The following is a 17,079-nucleotide window of genomic DNA, read 5'->3' on the forward strand; positions in this document are numbered from 1 at the left end:
GCATGTTTGAGCGCTAGCGCGGTTCTTGGGTTATCTGCGGCGCTGGTGACACTGATGATCGGTATGGTCATGAGTTCAGCTTTATGGATGGTCGTGGCTGCTGCGCTCATTGGACTTGTGCTCCAAGACAACGTCAGGTTCGTTTTGATGGCACATGGGCGGACTGGGCATGCAAGCCTGCTTGACGCGTCAGCGCTGGCTGCAACCATCGGCTTCCTAGTTCTCGCATCTTTTCTCGGCGATTTGCTGTGGTTTGTTTGCGCCTGGGGTGCCGCGGCATGGTTTTCCGCGTTCGTCGGACTATTTCTGCTGAAAACAAGGTTGAGCTTCGCGAACGCCAAAGAATGGATAGCGGTAGCCGGGGGGCAGCCCAAGTTTTTCGCTGGTGATTTTCTCTTGACTAACGTAGTCTCCACGGGCGCCGTCTATTTCATCGCGTTGCTGCTCGGTGCAGTGGCTGCCGGCCAGATACGGGCTGCCTCAATGCTGGTCCTACCGATTCTGCTGCTTACCCGCGGAGTGATATTGGCCTTAGCCGCAGAATCTAACCGACTCATCGCGAAAAGGCAGTTTCGGTCAGTTCGCAACTTGGGGATATTGATGTCCGCGAGCTCCGTACTCGTTACTGTCGTGTGGATTCCTGTTGTGGAACTCCTGCCGTTAGACGTCTTGGCAGTCTTTCTCGGCGACTCGGCACAAGGAGCTTCCGACGTATTTCCTTATGTAGCGCTCGCCACAGCGGCTGCCGGACTGGCTGCGGGGCCAAACCTGATCCTAAAGTCAGCAGGACGGGTAAGGACGACGTTGCTAGGCAAGATCGTAGTCCTCCCCATAGCAGCTGGGGGTGTAATACTGCTGTCCCTGAGTTCCGGAGTGGCTGGCAGCCAGCTTGGGTTAGTGCTTGGTGAAGTATCTAGGACCATTTGGGCGACTTGCTGGGTTGGATCTTGGCTGAGGAAAGAGTCAGTCTCCATTCCTGCTGATGTCACTCTCGCGTCGAATGTCAAGAATATTGGTCGCTAGGGAGTTTGTTCGAGACTGATCTGAGGAGTTTTCGAATCTATCGGGGCTACACATCGGTCAACGTAGTTCAGTAGCCAAAAAACTACTCCCACAAATTCATAGGATATTCTGGAAGTGGGGCAAAAGCGCTCACTCACTCCGATTTGAAGGGAAGTGTACGCTCTATGGCGTCGTTTTTTTCTGTGCGTTCGTCTGTTGATCTGATCCCTAAGCCGCTTGCCAGTGTGCTCCGCAGTGGACGCGATAAGGTCCAGGCTTGGCGTGAGTTTCGGACTGATGCTCAACGTTACTTGGCGGACTGCGCGCCGACCGACTCACGGGCGTCCACGAAACTTCAAGGTCGCCAATTGGAATGCCAGTTGACAAAGGACTACCACCGCGTCGAAAAGGGCTTGGCCCTGAATGCTCCGAAACCGAGGTTTGGGACGGAAGTAATGTCAAGGTTGTCGACGCTGATCCCACATGCTCGTTCTACGGGCTCCGATTCCCACTACATTGCACACGCGACTAGTGCGCTTGAGGCGTTGGAACAATGGCATGATGGCGAGTCCATCGACGACATCGTGAGCCCTGTCGTTGTTCGCGAGGCCCACGCGCTTATAGAGCCCGAGTTGCTCACGAATTTTTACGGGACTAGAAGAAGTGTGCGGAACTTCGACACTACGCGACGCGTGCCCCTTGAAACCTTGCAGAATGCAGCGAAATTGGCTGGAACTACGCCATCAGTGTGCAACCGTCAATCTTGGCAGGCGCACGTGTTCAGCGGGGAAAAAGCCCGCGAAATATTGCGTCACCAGAACGGGAACCGCGGGTTCACGGATCTCGTCCCGCAAGTTGCCGTGATTACAGTCGACCGAAGGCTTTTCGCCGGCCACAATGAACGAAACCAGCGCTGGGTAGATGGCGGGCTCTTCGCCATGAATTTCGTAATGGCGTTGCACGGACTTGGCGTTGACACCTGCATGCTTAATTGGTCCATGTCGAATGCGCAGTCGGATGCCCTTCGCAAATCCGGTGGAATTCACGGGTCGAATGACATTATTATGCTTGTCGCCATCGGGTATGCGCCAGCTGAGTATCGAATTGCCCGGTCACCACGAAGAGGCATTGATGAAATCTTGAACATCCACGAGTAGTGTCACGAGGCTACGGATCCTCTCCGAGGAGAGTAAGGCCAGGGGCATCTTTACTAGGCGGATGATGTGTCTAGGAACGAAGAACTTGGGGTAGCTCCTTTCCGGTGGGGCACGCCCCCCGTTGTTGGCCCCAGGTTGTAGATGCGGATGATGACCGTGGGTGAGGATTCGATTGCGGCGAGGACGTCCAGTCCTGGCTGAATTTGTGGGTCGCAGTGGATGCTTAGCCGCTGCAGGCTCTTTCGTCAGGGGAGGAGGGTGCTCGCGCCGCCGAAAGTTTCCCGGATGAACGCAGCCGTGGTGCAGGTACGAGGCGAGGATGATCGCCGCATTACCGCCGTCCCACCCTGGATTTCGGCAGACATGAGCCATCTCTCGCCTCGGCCCGTGCGACAGCGGCGGCCACAGGGCCCTCCTGCCTGGCCAGTCTGTTTTCGACCGTCACCGCCATCATCTGGAGAGGTGTTAGTGAAGGGCATGAGCCGATTCCCGATGACAGGTCCACAACGAGGTAGCTGACTGCGTTGCATGCGCCCGGTCGCTGAGTGTAGATCGAGCGCCGGGCGGCTGGGAAGCTCAGAAGTCTTTCTCCGAACCCGCTAGCCTGGGGACGAACGAGCTCCGTCGTGGCTGTGCTTAGGAGTGAGAACGGTCGTGATCGAGAACGCCGAATCCACGTTGGCATGGCGGGATCAACGCATGGGTCGCCTATTTTCGGTAAATGGAGAAGTGCTCACTTTGAAAAGGCCCGTCAGCCTTGCTCTGAAGGAGCCCGTTGCTCGAGCACAGTGGGCTTTGCCGGTTCTTCAAGGTTCATGGGGAGCGGGATTCCCTGGATGAGTGTCATGCCGCCGTCCGGAGGGCACTTCTCATGAGAATAATCGATTTGTAATTGCCGGGGTTGCGATAGCCGCGTGCGGTGCGTTTGATGTGTTTGATGCCGGTGTTGTTTGCCTCGACCTTGCATGTCGTGGCGCCGGTGACGATGAGGACTTCGATCTCGTTCCACCACCTGCAAATGGTGCGGTAGAGCTTGTTCGTCTCCGGCCGTGCTGCGGCGTCCACGAGCACCTTGAATTCCTCTTTCGCGGCGGCGGCATTTGGCGAGGGAATTGGTGCGCAGCAGAACCCTGAGCTGTTCCTTGACCTTCCATACGGCTGGCTTGGAGCTTGCCGGTCGCGTCATCGGCGGCAAAGACCTCCAGCAGTCGGTGGGCTGCGTTCCCGTGAAGAGCCGCTTTACCAAACTGAGTGCGGCGACGGATCCACTCCGCCGCATTTTTCCCGTTTCGCTGGCCGGGAATGTGCCCCTGGTGACCACCACGCCTGTCCACGCCGCCTAGCGCGGAGAGTGTAAGGGCCTTGACATGACTGTTTACCGGACGCCCGCGCCATTGCTCCGTACTATTGTCATTCTTGCTTTTCCGCCGAAGAGGTCCTTTAGAATCAGTCGGGTGGAGTCGCCTTAGGGCTAGTCGCTAACCAGCCGCGAAACACCACTTGGCGGAGCGTGCAACGTCTATCGACCTATGAGAGATATGAGCGTGGTAGGCCAGCCCACCGCGCTCATATCGTTTAGCGCTTCGAACGGGTATCGGGAAAGGCCTTGGCTGGATTTCGCGCATCACTGAAGATCGTGGCGTCGAATTCCGATGAGTCCAGAGACTGGACATCGAATCCAGCGTCGCGTTGAACCCGTGCTGGTTCTTCTTCGCGCGAGTAATATTCATACGAGTATGCATCCGGGCCCTTGGCGGGCAAGCGATTCAGGACGATCCCCATCAACTTTGCCCCGACGAGTTCTAGGGCATCCAATGATTTCTGAAGGTCTTGGCGTCTAAGTTTCTGGGAACCTACAACGAGCACGACACCTCCTACGTGCTGAGACAGAACTGCCGCATCCGTCACTGGCAACAGGGGCGGGGCGTCTATGACAATCGTGTCAAAGACCTGCTCAAGGCGAGCGAGGAGTTGCCGCATTTCTTCCGAACCTAACAGCTCACTGGGGTTGGGCGGAACCTGGCCCGACGTCAGGGCGAACAGGTTATTGTTGCCCCACGGCTGTAAGAGATCGTCAACGTCCGCCGCGCCCACCAAGGCCGTTGTCAGCCCCGCGTTTCGATCTAGACCGAGGTACTCGCTGATCATTGGACGCCGAAGGCCGGCATCAATGATGCAGACAGCCTGTCCTGCTTCGGCTAGAGCTATAGCCAGATTTGTTGCTGTCGTGCTCTTGCCCTCTCCGGGAACGGACGACGTAACAAGAACGGTCTTTGCCTGCCCGGATACATTTGCGAATTGAAGATTGGTTCGCAATTGCCTGAACGACTCTGCGCGGGGGCTTTGAGCTGCTGCCTGTGTCAATAGAGGCTTCTTCGTGGCGTCGGCATCGAACGTGATCGCCCCGAGGAGGGGAGAATTGCTCACGAGGCGGAGGTCAATCTCTCCTCGAATTCTTGTGTCAAGCGTGGAACGAAGAAGAGCAACGCTAACGCCTCCGACGAGACCAGCAATCAATCCAATGAGTATGTTGAGACTGGGAGTCGGCGCGGAAGGTGCCACCGGAGCGGAAGCCGGGGTGATGACGGACAGCTTAATCGGGGACGGCCCGTCAGTTCTAGGCTTCTCAAGCCGGTCCACCGTGCTGATGAGACTATTTCCGACGGCTTCGGCAATCGCCGCTGCCTGCGCGGGGGAACGGTCAGTTACGGAAATGCTTATCAGAACTGTGTTGGGTTCGGATGTCGCACGCAATTTCTTGCCTAGGTCGGCGGCCGTTATGTCGAGGCCCAGGGAATCGATGACCGGCTGCAGGACGGCCGGTGAATCGACTGTTTTCACATATGACAGGACACGGGACTGACTAAACGTATTCCCCTGCTGCAACTCTTGAACTGAACCGGAATTCAGAAGTGCAACAAAGAGCCGCGTCTGGGCCGTGTAGGTCGGCTGTGTAAGTAGAGTAACCGCACCTCCCGCCATCAAACCCAACAGCGTACTGGCCACTATCAAAATCCAGTTGCGTCGCAGGATGCGCAAGTAATCGCGTAAGTCCAAACTGGGGTCCCCCTGTGTCGATTGGGGGACAGCCGGACGGCCTGCCCCCAGAACGGCAATATTCGTGCGGTCAAAGCAATTGTACCGGCCCTCAGTATCTATTCGGTCTGCCGTCCAACTGTGACGGTAACCAGGCCCACGGCGCGGCAGCAGTCCTCGAGTCAACTGGTCTGAATGGGTGGGACGGCGAGCGGCAGGTTTCTCGGTCCCTCGATCCAGGAGAATCGGATCCGAATCGGGCTCTTTACCAGAGGGGCTCATCGCAGTGCATCAGTGCGCTTGCTGGTCGGTGCCTGAATTATGTTGGGCTAACTGCCACTTATTGCCCGCGAGATACGAATCTGGCACGCCTGGTCTGAATTCAGCCCAACAGGGGCCATTGGACATGCGTTACTGAAGTAGCTCACCTACCGCGTATCAACATCCTCAAACACCAGGAACGTCTGCGTGTCCAACACCCCCGGCATGGACTGCAGTTGGTCGAAGATCACTCTGCGCAGGTCCACGTTGTCTACTGCCCGCACCAGCAGGATGACGTCAAAGTCCCCGCCCACCAGGGCAATGTGGTGCACCTCCGGGATGGCCCTGAGGAGTTCGCGCAGTTCGCGCCACGAATGCTGCCTTACCTTCAGCGTCACGTACGCGGAGGATTTGAGCCCGGCCTTAATAGGGTCAACGAGGGCCGTGAACTTGGTCAGCACCCCCTCACCGGTCAGCCGTGCGATCCGTGTATATGCGTGCGCACGTGAGATGTGCACGTTCTCCGCAACCTGAGTGACGGACATCCGCCCGTCCCGCGTCAGCTCCGCGATGATGTTCCGGTCCACGTCATCCAGCGGCACTGCCACCTGGTCCCCTTCGGTCCCTGCCATTTGTCCACAACTCCCGCCGGTAACGCAGCTCACACTTACGATTCGTCTTTCAGACTAGGCCAAAATTCCATACTTCTCCACGATTTCCCGCGGGACTGGATACGAAAGTTCCCTCAGGACGATACTGGAAACGAATAGTGGCTACAGAAGGACGGACCAATGACGATCTCCGCGGATCAGACTGCCCTCGGGCAGCACTCGCCGGACCAGCCGGCCGGGAACCACGTGACCGAAGACGCCGCAGCCGAGGCTGTGCGCAAGTTCGGCATCACGGTGGAGGACTACATGCTGCCGGCCCGCCACCAGATCCAGATGGTGGACCAGGACGGCACCCTGAACCCCCACACCGAGCAGGGCGCCCAGCCAGGCCACGAATACTCCCTGCCCGGTGACGCCGAACTGCTGGCTGCCTATGAGCAACTCGTTGTTGGCCGCCGAGTCAATGACCAGAACTCCGCTCTGGTCCGTCAGGGCCGCATGGCTGTCTACCCCTCCAGCCATGGCCAGGAGGCGTGCCAGGTGGCAGCCGCCCTCTGCCTTTCCGACGGTGACTGGATCTTCCCGACGTACCGCGACTCCGTGGCCGTGATGGCCCGCGGCGTGGACCCGGTCCAGACCATGACACTGTTCCGCGGCGACTGGCACAGCGGCTACGACCCCGTCAAGCACAAGGTGGGCATCCAGTGCACGCCGCTGACCACCCAGCTGCTCCACGCCGTGGGGGTCGCCCACGCCGCGAAGCTCCGCGGCGAAGACACCGTGGTCCTGGCCATGTGCGGCGACGGCGCCACCAGCGAGGGCGACTTCCACGAGGCCCTGAACTTCGCGGCCGTTTTCCACCTGCCTGTCGTCTTCTTCGTGCAGAACAACCAGTACGCCATCTCTGTTCCGCTCGCCCACCAGTCCGTGGCGCCGTCGCTCGCCCACAAGGCGGTCGGCTACGGCATGGCCGGCGAACGTGTGGACGGCAACGACGTCGTCGCCCTCCTCGCCGTGCTCGGCCGCGCAGTCAAACTGGCCCGCGAAGGGTCCGGCCCGCTCCTGGTGGAGGCCCACACCTACCGCATGCAGGCCCACACCAACGCCGATGACGCCACCCGCTACCGCCAGGACAGCGAGGTGGCCCAGTGGGTGGCCAGGGATCCGCTGAAGCGGATGCAGAAGTACCTGACAGACCGCGGACTGCTGGACGACGACGGCGCCGCCCGGATCGCCGAGAAAGCGGAACAAGTTGCCACGCAGCTTCGCGAAGGCCTGGGTGAGGACGTCCCGGTCGATCCGCAGGACCTTTTCCGCTACGTCTTCTCCACCCCCACTCCGCAGCTAGTGGAACAGTCCGCCATGCTTGCCGACGAACTGGCCCGCGACGCCAGCGCCGGTGCAACATCCGATACGGAGGCCGCAAAATGAGCCCCACGGTCACCACCTCCTCCGAGGTCAACGGCAACGTGAGTGCGGCAACAGCCCGCGCCGCCGCCAAGGCAGCCGCCACCGCCGAATCGACCGGCCCGCAGACCATCACCCTTGCCAAGGCACTGAACACCGCCATGGCCGACGCCATGCACGCCGACTCCTCCGTGCTGGTGTTCGGCGAGGATGTCGGAATGCTTGGCGGCGTCTTCAGGATCACGGACGGCCTCACCAAGACGTTCGGTGAGTCCCGCTGCTTCGACACACCTTTGGCTGAGTCCGGCATCGTCGGCATGGCCGTGGGAATGGCCATGAACGGCATGCGTCCGGTGATCGAGATGCAGTTCGATGCTTTCGCCTACCCGGCCTTCGAACAGATCGTCAGCCACGTGGCCAAGATGCACAACCGCACCAAGGGTGCGGTCAAGCTGCCCATCGTCATCCGTGTCCCGTACGCCGGCGGCATCGGGGGAGTGGAGCACCACTGCGATTCGTCCGAGTCCTACTACGCCCACACCGCGGGCCTGAAGGTCTTCACCCCGGCCACGGTCGCCGACGGCTACCGCATGCTCCGAGAAGCCATCGACTCCGATGACCCGGTGATGTTCATGGAGCCCAAGAAGCTCTACTGGTCCAAGGACCTGGTGGACCTTGAAGGACTCCGCGCCGAGCACGCCGCGAACGCCGAGCGGGGGACTTCCTCCGAAGGCCGCGCCGCCGTCGCCCGCCCCGGTACCGATGCCACGCTGATCGCCTACGGTCCGTCCGTGCCCACCGCCCTGGCCGCCGCTGCCGCGGCAGCAGAGGAGGGCCGCTCGCTGGAAGTCATCGACGTCCGTTCCATCGTGCCGTTCGACGATGAGACCGTCTGCGCGTCGGTCCGCAAGACCGGCCGTGCCGTGGTAATCGCCGAAGCCCATGGCTTCGCATCGGTGTCTTCGGAGATCGTGGCAAGGGTCCAGGAGCGCTGCTTCCACTACCTTGCCGCGCCCATTCGCCGCGTCACCGGCTTCGACGTGCCGTACCCGGCGCCGAAGCTTGAGCACTATTACCTGCCCGGCGTGGACCGCATCCTCGACGCCGTTGACGACCTCCAGTGGGAAGACTGATCAGATGAGCGAAACGAAAGTATTCCTGCTGCCGGACCTGGGCGAAGGCCTCACCGAAGCCGAGCTCGTGAACTGGCTCGTGGCCGTGGGCGACGAAATCCGCGTCGACCAGCCCATCGCCGAGGTTGAGACCGCGAAGTCCATGGTGGAGGTCCCGTCCCCGTACGCCGGGACCGTTGCCGTGCTTCACGGCGAGCCTGGCCAGACCCTCGACGTCGGGAAGCCCCTGATCTCGGTCACACCCACCGGCTCCCCGGTGGCTGAGCCGTCCGAACCCAAGGCTCCGGCGGTTGAACCTGCCGAAACCGAGCCTGCCGCCTCGGCCGCGGCGGAAGCATACCGGGAAGAGGAAAAAGCCGGATCCGGCAACGTCCTCATCGGATATGGAACACCAGGTGGACACGGCGTCACCGGGCGCACCCGCCCCCGGAAATCCTCGACCGCGGCATCGGTGATTGAGCCTGACCGCCCGGCAATTGAGCCTGTCGAAATCACAAGTGCGGAGAAGGCAGCCGACGATCTCCTTCTTTTGCGCACCCGAGTGCCGGGCAAACTCGGCGCGGTGATTTCGCCGCTGGTCCGCAGGATGGCCCGCGACCATGGAGTTGATTTGGGGGGACTCCAAGGGTCGGGTGCCAGCGGGCTGATCCTGCGCAAGGATGTCGAGGCGGCGATCGCTCCCGCCCCGGCGGTACAGCCGCGCAGGTTGGATGAGCCCCATCCGGTGGTCGAGCCTGGCGAAACCCGACGCCCGACGGCTGAGACGCGCTCTGTGGCTGGGCCCGTCCGAACGGGCGCGGAGACCGACTCCCGCACAGGCCTCGGCATCACAGCACGAACGCCGGTCCGGGGCGTTCGCAAGGCTGTCGCCGCGAACATGACCCGCAGCCGCTCCGAGATCCCGGAAGCCACGGTGTGGGTCGACGTTGATGCCACGGCCCTCGTGGAGATGCGGGCAGCACTGAAGAAGGCGGACCCGCACAATACTCCAGGCCTCCTGGCATTCATCGCGCGGTTTGTGACGGCCGGGTTGAAGAAGTACCCGGCACTGAACACCCGGATTGTCACCACGGAGGACGCCGCGGGCGGGGAGAGCCAGGAGATCGTCGCCTTCGACGGCGTCAACCTGGGCTTCGCAGCACAGACAGACCGCGGACTGATGGTGCCGTCAGTGCGCAACGCGGACAAGATGAGTGCCCGTGAACTGGACGCCGAAATCCGCAGGCTCACCGCGGTCGTACGCGAGGGCAAGGCGACACCGTCCGAGCTGGGCAGTGGCACCTTTACACTCAACAACTACGGGGTCTTCGGAGTGGATGGCTCAGCAGCGATCATCAACCACCCTGAAGTGGGGATTCTTGGCGTTGGGCGGATCATCGACAAACCTTGGGTGGTCAACGGCGAGCTGGCCGTCCGTAAGGTTACCGAGCTGACACTGACGTTCGACCATCGGGTGTGCGATGGCGGAACGGCCGGAGGATTCCTCCGCTATGTAGCTGACTCGATGGAGAATCCGGGGTCCGTGCTGGCTGACATCTGAGAGTGCTGAATTAAGTTGGTGCGGCGCTCAGTATGTTGTTGGCTTTAGTGAGGGGCACCCCCAAATCGCGTCCCACCGCTTAGTCAGTAGCCGTAACGACCATGGACGAGGCTCCAAAGTTTTGGCCCTGTGCCAAGGCAACGGTCTGTAATGAGGCGCCTGCTCTCATTGTCCACTTATAGGTGTAGGACTGCTTCGGCGTAAGGCCGGTGACCGGAATCTCCGCACAGCACCTTCGCCTGACCGTTCCGGTGGTGATAAGGGTGGTTGAGGCAGCGATGTCAGTACTCCCCTCGCGGAGGGCCCAGTACACCCGTACGGATTCGTCAGCGGTGGATGAGAAACCGACCCCAGACAACGACACTCGAACACTGCCACTTTCGGGAGCGAGAAAGGTTACCGAAAGGCTTGCGGCGTTGGCATCCTGCAGTGAAGCCCCCGTTGCGCCGAATATGACGTCACTATCTGGCCGATAGGTGGTCACCCCAAGGATCGTTCCAGGCCGTGAAGTTGTGCTCCGCGGCAGAGGCGCAACTGGTAACGTACGGATCGCGTCGAGATAGCCGAACCCGTCTTGCTTGTTGGGAAGGAGTCCGGGACCGCCTTCGGCCCATTCAGACACGTTGTATATCGTCACGATGCGGCGCATCTTGTTACGGATGATGTGGCTGACAGCCTTGCGCAGCACCGTCTTGAAGAGCGCAGGGGTGGTGCCGGAGAGTCTCCAAGCGGAAGGGTGAGGGTAAGCCGAATTTGCAGAGGTGACAACATTGACGATGCCTGCGGTCGGGAAAACCACATTGGCAGCGTAGTTTGAGTAGGAGTTCCCGTAGCTGGCATCGGTCCCGTACCTGGCGCCGTATTCCGACGAGACAGCTAGAACACCCCCAAGTCGGAGGTCCTGCTGTATGCCGGCGGTGGCCGTAACGACTCCACCGTTTCGTGCCATGACCAGCATCCCGTCATAGCCGATCGTCCTAAATTTTGCGGCTAGAGCTTTGAGGTATGCAACAGTGCGTGTGTGTCCAACGAAGTTGTCATAGACTCCTCGGGTCGCCTCCAAGTCCCATATGTAGACGACGGCGTAGGTCTTGCCGTCTTCGCTGTAAGAGTAGGCGCCAGGATAGTCGGCGTAGGCCGCCACCACTTCATCGTTCTGAGCTTCGATTTCTCCTGTGGTCCCTTTGGACTTCAGCCACAACATGTATTGAAGGGCATCAAAGTTAGGCGTGTTGTTGAACAACTGGTAAACCCAGTGGTTGACGCTACTGGGGGATGCCCACCCCGAAGTCGTGAAGCCGGGCGCCTGCGTGATGCTCACTACATTGACACCGGCCTCGGCCATCCATAGACACTGCCAACCGAGAACGTTGGGGTTATCGCCCTTGTAGAAACCTTGGATGGGGTGGCGGGCTGCGTCATAACCAAAGCTCGTAACTCCATCACCTGTGTTCGAGGTTTTGTTCCACCGCCAGTCGTACCAGCCGTACCATCCGTTCGTCTCTGCGGCCGCGAGCGCGGCGGAATCCAAACCGAAGTCGTTGTACCAGTGGGCAACAATATCGAACCCCTTGCTCGCCGGCGCAAGCGCCGGTGGCGGAGGAGTTACGGTGCCGAAGTCAATTTGGGATGGGTATTTGTAGGTTGTACCGTCTTCGTGCTGAGGTAAACCGAACTGTACGTAGCGTTCGCCGTTACTGCCCGCGGCGAATGCCGCCTGCATGAGCTCTGCTTTTGGGCCATAAATCTTAGACAGGTCTGGAAGTTGGGCAGTCGGGATCTTCGATTCGATGTCCAGCGTAGCCACACCGGACGCCACACCCTTTTCCGCAGTGGGAACGTATGCGGTAGGTGGGTTCTTGTCACCTGGGGCAGCTTGGGCAGCGTTTGTGCTCAGAGCTGAGATTGCTGAAGCTCCTGTGAGCGCCGTTACTAGTGTTCCAAGGCGCAGGAGCCCGCGGCGCCTGAACCCTGCAGTGACTTCAGCGGCGGACTGCTTCCTCTCCCCCATCTCGCTAGTCATCGCAGCGTCGCAAAGGGGTCATTGTTGTAAAGGTCAACATCTTGAGCCTCCCAAACTCATGAATCGTCGTCCTCAGAAAGCTATTTCCTTTCAATTTCATAAACCACGGTGGCGACTACGTGTTTATTTATTTTCGAGTACTTAGTTAAAATCGATTTGTACTCAGTTGTTTCTTAAGGAGGAATTCCAAATACTTGGACCGCATATAAAAAGCTAGGATCCGCGTAGGCGGTTCAACGATGGCTTCGTGGCCCATCAGGTCCCTGTGAAGCGGATTAGGCCACACTCGGCATCTTCCGAGTGTGGCCTTGCCTAGACCCAGGCTTCCCCGGCCACGACCTAGCAGGTGCTCCCGCAGCTAGATAAACCCCGCAAGAGGGCCGGTGTAATGAAACCATAGAGGCAAGTGTTATGGGTTCGAGAAACAAGTATCTGATACTCGTGCCCACGGCCCACCAAGTCTGTACCGTCGACACATGATCTACCTGATGAATGGCGGCGGATGGGAGCCCAGGCAGCCAGAAAGACACACGTTCCGGGACTTGTGCTTGACCAGCGCGTCTATCGTCGGAGCCCTCGTCCTGCTGCCGGCGGTGGGCTTCAGCGTTGCGGTTCGCGCCATATTTCCAAAGTCGGGCGACAATTGACACCTGTTTTAAATGGGCGTCCAGACGCCATATCGTGCAATGCTCAGAAGGGCATATAACGGGCGACAAAGACGCAATGCACTGTGCGGGGCTAGTTGGCTTCATGTCGGCCCGCTCGCGGCCGCAGCAAAGCTTCCCTGTTAGTGGTTTCTATTCCGCACTGGTTTACAGGATATCGAAATCCGCCCGCGGTGCCGCATATCTCGGGTTGACAGGACTTTGCGGATCTACTGTTTCTCTACTGCCGGCCTGTTCGCCATACGTTCCCAGTGGCGGCGATTCGCGGTCGTCCTGGTCCGGCTTTGGCGGTTTCCTTCACGATGGCCTCGCGGCCGATCAGGTCCGAGCCTATGACGAGGCCCAGGATGATGAAGTAGGTTCCGGATGAGTTCGGGCTGAGCGCGACTTCGTTAAAGGCTGCGTTCAGGATAAACCCGCCGAGGATTCCTGCGGCCAGGAGCTTGTGTCGCCGGTCCCGTATGCGTCGGGTGTACTTGGCGAGGACGACGAAGAACGCCACGTATGTCACGAGTCCCACTACCCCGAGTTGCCCGAGAATCATTCCGATTCCACTCTCCGTGATTGCCGACGTTGACTCAGCGCCCTCGGAGAACAGGCCGGCGAGCACACCCGTGCCGCCCATGCCGCGACCAAGTGGGTGTGCGGGAAGCTCCACGAATGCGGCCAGGAACCCGTTCACGTGTGCGGTTGTCGAGCCTGTGGAGCTGTCCAGTGTGAAGACGTAGAAGGATAGTCCGGCGCCGGCGGCCATGATAATCGCTATGAAATGGATGGTCCGAGACGCAAAGTATCGGGTCCAAAAAGCGAACCAGACAAGCATGCCGAGGAGTGCGCCTTTGCTGACAGCCAGCCCTGACGCGACTATTACCAGCAGAACTGCAATTCGACTTTTTAGGAACCACGCGGCCATAAATACTGAAAAAAGGAATGTCCCGAAGTTGACCGGGTCAGCGAACGGCCCGACCATGCGGCGAATGAACTGTCCGTCGATCTGCTCGGAGGCGTAGAAGTTAGGGGGCAGCCCGGTTCCGGGACTCACTGGGATGCCCTTGTTCTCCCAAAGAGTCGGAAGCCCGATGGATTGCCAGAACCCAGGCGTATTGGCCTCCAAGAAGCCGAAGCCAACCGCAAGCACGCCGAGCCACACCAGGTATCGGAGGTAGCTGTGAAGTCGTGCTAGTCGGCTGGCATGAATGCCGACAAGGAAGAACAGGAGAGGAGCCATGATGTTCCGGGCAGATGCGAGTGCAGCCATGGGCTCTGTCCGGAATAAAACGACCGTCAGCAATCCGTAGCCCATGAGGACGGCTAGGTAGAAGGTCACCTTGCGGTAGAGCTGGGTTCGTGCCGGGTCGGCCGAAGGGTCCTCCTTCGACAGCAGGACTATGTAAAGGGCCGCCGAGTAAATGAAGTTCACGATGACGACCAACTGCAGCTCGGCGCCGTCGACGTATTCTGCCACGAACGACAGGTAAACGTTCTGTGATGCCGAAATGACGGTCGGCACTATGAGGAAGATTGAGATATCAGGCCTCTTCATGCCGAGACTTGGTGCCAGAACGCCCAGCATCATGACAACGGCTAGACCAGTAACGCCAAGAAGTACGATTGTGCTGCCCACCTCAGCAGCTATTACGATCCCAGTGACCGACAGCACAAGCATCGCGAATGGGAATATGTCCGCCATTGACGAATGTTCTGCTGGCCGCTTGGTCAGAGGCCTGTTTGAGCGCTGCATGACATAACCCTAACCCGCTCGCATGAAGTGGTTAGTGTTATGTCATGCCCTGAACTAGTGCGGCTGCCGTCATGCCACACGTCCAATGGGGATCGATGTCGCTGGCTTGGGATCGCGCCGTCGGAGCAACCCGCCAAGGACCCGCGACTACTGCGAGAGCCTGATACGGCCTGGCGCTTCAAGTTCCGCGCCTGCTTTGTGAATGCTCTGCTGTAGCCCTTGCGCGCGAGCATTCGTTGGTCGAGCCAACACCGGCCTGGAGAGCGTGCCCGGACCCGGCACTTCAGAGGAGCCACCTGTCGCGGCTAGTCGGTCGGGTGGCATTAGGCCCCGACGTATCGGATTGCCCTCGACCGGTTACTCAGTCGGCATTGTCCAAGAACAGATTGTCGGGACGCGGGCGCCGGTACTGGGATGAACCATATGGCTTGAGAGCGTGCTTGAGGCGGATCGTTTCCAACAGTCGCCGGCGATAGTGGCCCCGTAGTTGCTGCCTGAATTCGGGCCACCCTGGCAATTCGGCGCCGGACAATCGTTGAAACGCAACGGATATGGGGGGATCTGTTCCACGGTGAACGCCGTTCGGCGGGCTGGCGCCCTGCCGAACGGAACTGGACAATGCAGTTGCTTCGCGTGGATCGCAGCAATGTGCAGAATGACGCATATCCGTACGGGTTTGCGGAAATGTTGCGAACACGAAATGATCTGTCACATGCGAGGAATCATATTGGCTGGGGGAACTGGTTCGCGACTGCATCCAATTACTTTCGGCATCAGCAAACAGCTTGTTCCGGTATACGACAAACCGATGATCTATTACCCCCTTTCAACGCTCATTCTTGCGGGCATCCAGGACATTCTGATTGTCACTACACCGCACGATGCTGAGCAGTTCCAAAGGCTCTTGGGCGACGGATCACAATTTGGGGTGAACCTGAGTTACGTGGAACAGCCGTCTCCCGACGGGTTGGCGCAGGCCTTCACCTTGGGGTCGGATCACATCGGCAGCGATTCAGTTGCACTGGTGTTGGGCGACAACATCTTTTACGGTCAAGGTATGGGAACTCAGCTTCGCCGCTTCGCTAATATAGACGGGGGCGCAGTGTTCGGATATTGGGTGCAAAATCCCCGAGCCTACGGCGTCGTGGAGTTTGATCAAGCCGGACGCGCGATTTCCCTAGAAGAAAAACCCAAGAATCCGAAGAGTCACTTCGCGGTGCCGGGTCTCTACTTTTACGACAACGACGTCGTGGAAATTGCGCGAAATCTTCGGCCGTCAGCTCGCGGTGAACTCGAGATAACTGACGTAAACAAGACCTACCTTGAGCGAGGAAAGCTGCAGGTGGAAGTACTGCCGCGCGGGACTGCGTGGCTCGATACTGGCACCTTCGACGACCTCAATGACGCATCAAACTTCATCAGAACCGTCGAAAGCCGACAAGGGCTGAAAGTCGGATCGCCCGAAGAAATCGCATGGCGTGTTGGGTTCCTCTCCGACAACGAGCTTCGCGCCCGCGCCGAGCCACTAGTCAAAAGCGGCTATGGCGCCTATCTACTAGAGCTTCTGGAATCGGTCCAACCTGCTGCGAGGGTTGCTGTGCTGAAATAGGTCCTCGTTAGGGCGATTCAACGTTTCGACAATGGGGGATACGGCGACCTAATGCATCGCGCAGGTGCGCAGAACCCGCGCTAGGAATACAAGTCAGAGTGCTCCGCACACCTGACGCTAATCACCGACATGCCGGTTCCGCCGTCGGGTGACCCATAGGATGTGACATGGTTCGTCGTGGCGCCGCAGGGGGCGCAGAAAGTCTTGTGCTGTTTAGTAGCCATAGCCAGATCATAAGCAGGTTTGGGTTTCCCGGGGGTTACCGCTGTGGAACAAAAGGTGTGCGGCAAGGTCACAGCAACATTGCCACGCCCGTTGCCGTCGCCACAGCGACCAGGCAATGTAGGTAACTGGCGTCAGAGCAGCGGCCACTTTCCAGCCGTCGAGCTCGAATGGCCCAACGAACTCCAGCGAGCAGAGTGCCAGCACCGCATCCACCGCAATCCCCGCTACGCCCAGCCACGCCGGTACTTCGTCGCTCTGCATGATTGCGGCCCCGACCAAGACGCTCCACGTTCCCGTGAACGGGTAGCCGAGATGTTCGCCCACAGCCACCCCCAGGTACCGGTTGAACGCCTGGAAGACAACGTTCACCGCCTCCTTCCGAGCATCGGAAGCGTCCGGCTCTGCCGCCACCCGGGCCAGATACGGCACCGGGAACGGCTAGCGGATCAGCCCGAGGAACTGCACCAGCGCAGCCAGTATGCCGACGGTTGAGACGAGGCTGAGCAGCAGGGCAATACGGCGTCGCTGAAAAACACCATCCGCTCCAGGGACGTTCCGGATTCCATGCGGGCACCTCCGCTTGCTCGGCCGGACAACTGAGGTACGGCACAGGCCCGCGCCGACCAAGACGATGACCGCTGTTTTGGTCCGCCGCCGCGTGCCTTCCAT

General features: G+C 59.6%; 13 protein-coding genes. 7 read left to right on the forward strand and 6 right to left on the reverse strand.

What is annotated here, in order from left to right; genetic code table 11:
• Positions 1–54 precede the first annotated feature (54 nt).
• On the forward strand, positions 55–1,023 hold the full coding sequence (locus AC1DRE_RS09320) for an MATE family efflux transporter (protein ID WP_476984356.1): 969 nt from the start codon (positions 55–57) through the stop codon (positions 1,021–1,023).
• A gap of 434 nt (positions 1,024–1,457) precedes the next feature.
• Positions 1,458–2,159: a nitroreductase family protein gene (locus AC1DRE_RS09325; RefSeq protein WP_476984568.1), complete on the forward strand. Its 702-nt coding sequence runs from the start codon at positions 1,458–1,460 to the stop codon at positions 2,157–2,159.
• 843 nt (positions 2,160–3,002) lie between these two features.
• Here AC1DRE_RS09325 and AC1DRE_RS09330 read toward each other — a convergent pair.
• Positions 3,003–3,224 (reverse strand): transposase, encoded by a 222-nt coding sequence (locus AC1DRE_RS09330; RefSeq protein ID WP_476984357.1) that lies wholly within the window; start codon positions 3,222–3,224, stop codon positions 3,003–3,005.
• Positions 3,225–3,322: 98 nt separating this feature from the next.
• Between AC1DRE_RS09330 and AC1DRE_RS09335 the strand changes: the two genes are divergently transcribed.
• Entirely contained in the window at positions 3,323–3,502 is a 180-nt protein-coding gene (locus AC1DRE_RS09335; RefSeq protein ID WP_476984358.1) for a hypothetical protein, read from the forward strand.
• Between the two features lie 232 nt (positions 3,503–3,734).
• On the opposite strand, the gene AC1DRE_RS09340 is transcribed toward AC1DRE_RS09335, so the two are convergent.
• Together AC1DRE_RS09340 and AC1DRE_RS09345 are read right to left on the reverse strand one after the other, a co-directional pair.
• A complete protein-coding gene (locus AC1DRE_RS09340; RefSeq protein ID WP_476984359.1) occupies positions 3,735–5,216 on the reverse strand; it encodes a tyrosine-protein kinase domain-containing protein in 1,482 nt (493 codons plus the stop codon).
• Between the two features lie 407 nt (positions 5,217–5,623).
• Positions 5,624–6,088 carry an Lrp/AsnC family transcriptional regulator gene (locus AC1DRE_RS09345; RefSeq protein WP_104173217.1) on the reverse strand — a complete coding sequence of 155 codons (465 nt, stop codon included), beginning with the start codon at positions 6,086–6,088 and terminating at the stop codon, positions 5,624–5,626.
• A gap of 159 nt (positions 6,089–6,247) precedes the next feature.
• On the opposite strand from AC1DRE_RS09345, the gene pdhA reads away from it, so the two are divergent.
• The 3 genes from pdhA to AC1DRE_RS09360 are packed head-to-tail and all read left to right on the forward strand — an operon-like array spanning position 6,248 to position 10,147.
• Complete coding sequence (gene pdhA, locus AC1DRE_RS09350) at positions 6,248–7,498, forward strand: pyruvate dehydrogenase (acetyl-transferring) E1 component subunit alpha (RefSeq protein ID WP_476984360.1); 1,251 nt, start codon at positions 6,248–6,250, stop codon at positions 7,496–7,498.
• Positions 7,495–8,607 carry an alpha-ketoacid dehydrogenase subunit beta gene (locus AC1DRE_RS09355; RefSeq protein ID WP_104173215.1) on the forward strand — a complete coding sequence of 371 codons (1,113 nt, stop codon included), beginning with the start codon at positions 7,495–7,497 and terminating at the stop codon, positions 8,605–8,607. Before pdhA ends, AC1DRE_RS09355 begins: the two co-directional genes overlap by 4 nt.
• Before the next feature lie 4 nt (positions 8,608–8,611).
• The gene (locus AC1DRE_RS09360) at positions 8,612–10,147 is read left to right on the forward strand and encodes a dihydrolipoamide acetyltransferase family protein (protein ID WP_476984361.1); all 1,536 of its coding nucleotides are present in this window, start codon (positions 8,612–8,614) and stop codon (positions 10,145–10,147) included.
• Positions 10,148–10,226: 79 nt separating this feature from the next.
• Here the strand turns inward: AC1DRE_RS09360 and AC1DRE_RS09365 are convergent, their stop codons facing one another.
• Both AC1DRE_RS09365 and AC1DRE_RS09370 read right to left on the reverse strand, forming a co-directional pair.
• Positions 10,227–11,954 carry a hypothetical protein gene (locus tag AC1DRE_RS09365; RefSeq protein ID WP_476984362.1) on the reverse strand — a complete coding sequence of 576 codons (1,728 nt, stop codon included), beginning with the start codon at positions 11,952–11,954 and terminating at the stop codon, positions 10,227–10,229.
• A gap of 1,101 nt (positions 11,955–13,055) precedes the next feature.
• On the reverse strand, positions 13,056–14,525 hold the full coding sequence (locus tag AC1DRE_RS09370; RefSeq protein WP_476984363.1) for an O-antigen ligase family protein: 1,470 nt from the start codon (positions 14,523–14,525) through the stop codon (positions 13,056–13,058).
• A gap of 763 nt (positions 14,526–15,288) precedes the next feature.
• Here AC1DRE_RS09370 and rfbA point away from each other — a divergent pair.
• A complete protein-coding gene (gene rfbA, locus AC1DRE_RS09375) occupies positions 15,289–16,185 on the forward strand; it encodes a glucose-1-phosphate thymidylyltransferase RfbA (RefSeq protein WP_476984364.1) in 897 nt (298 codons plus the stop codon).
• Positions 16,186–16,416: 231 nt separating this feature from the next.
• On the opposite strand, the gene AC1DRE_RS09380 is transcribed toward rfbA, so the two are convergent.
• Positions 16,417–16,839 carry a DUF4386 family protein gene (locus tag AC1DRE_RS09380; protein WP_476984365.1) on the reverse strand — a complete coding sequence of 141 codons (423 nt, stop codon included), beginning with the start codon at positions 16,837–16,839 and terminating at the stop codon, positions 16,417–16,419.
• Between the last annotated feature and the right edge of the window lie 240 nt (positions 16,840–17,079).

Source organism: Arthrobacter sp. P4_H3 (genome assembly GCF_056400885.1).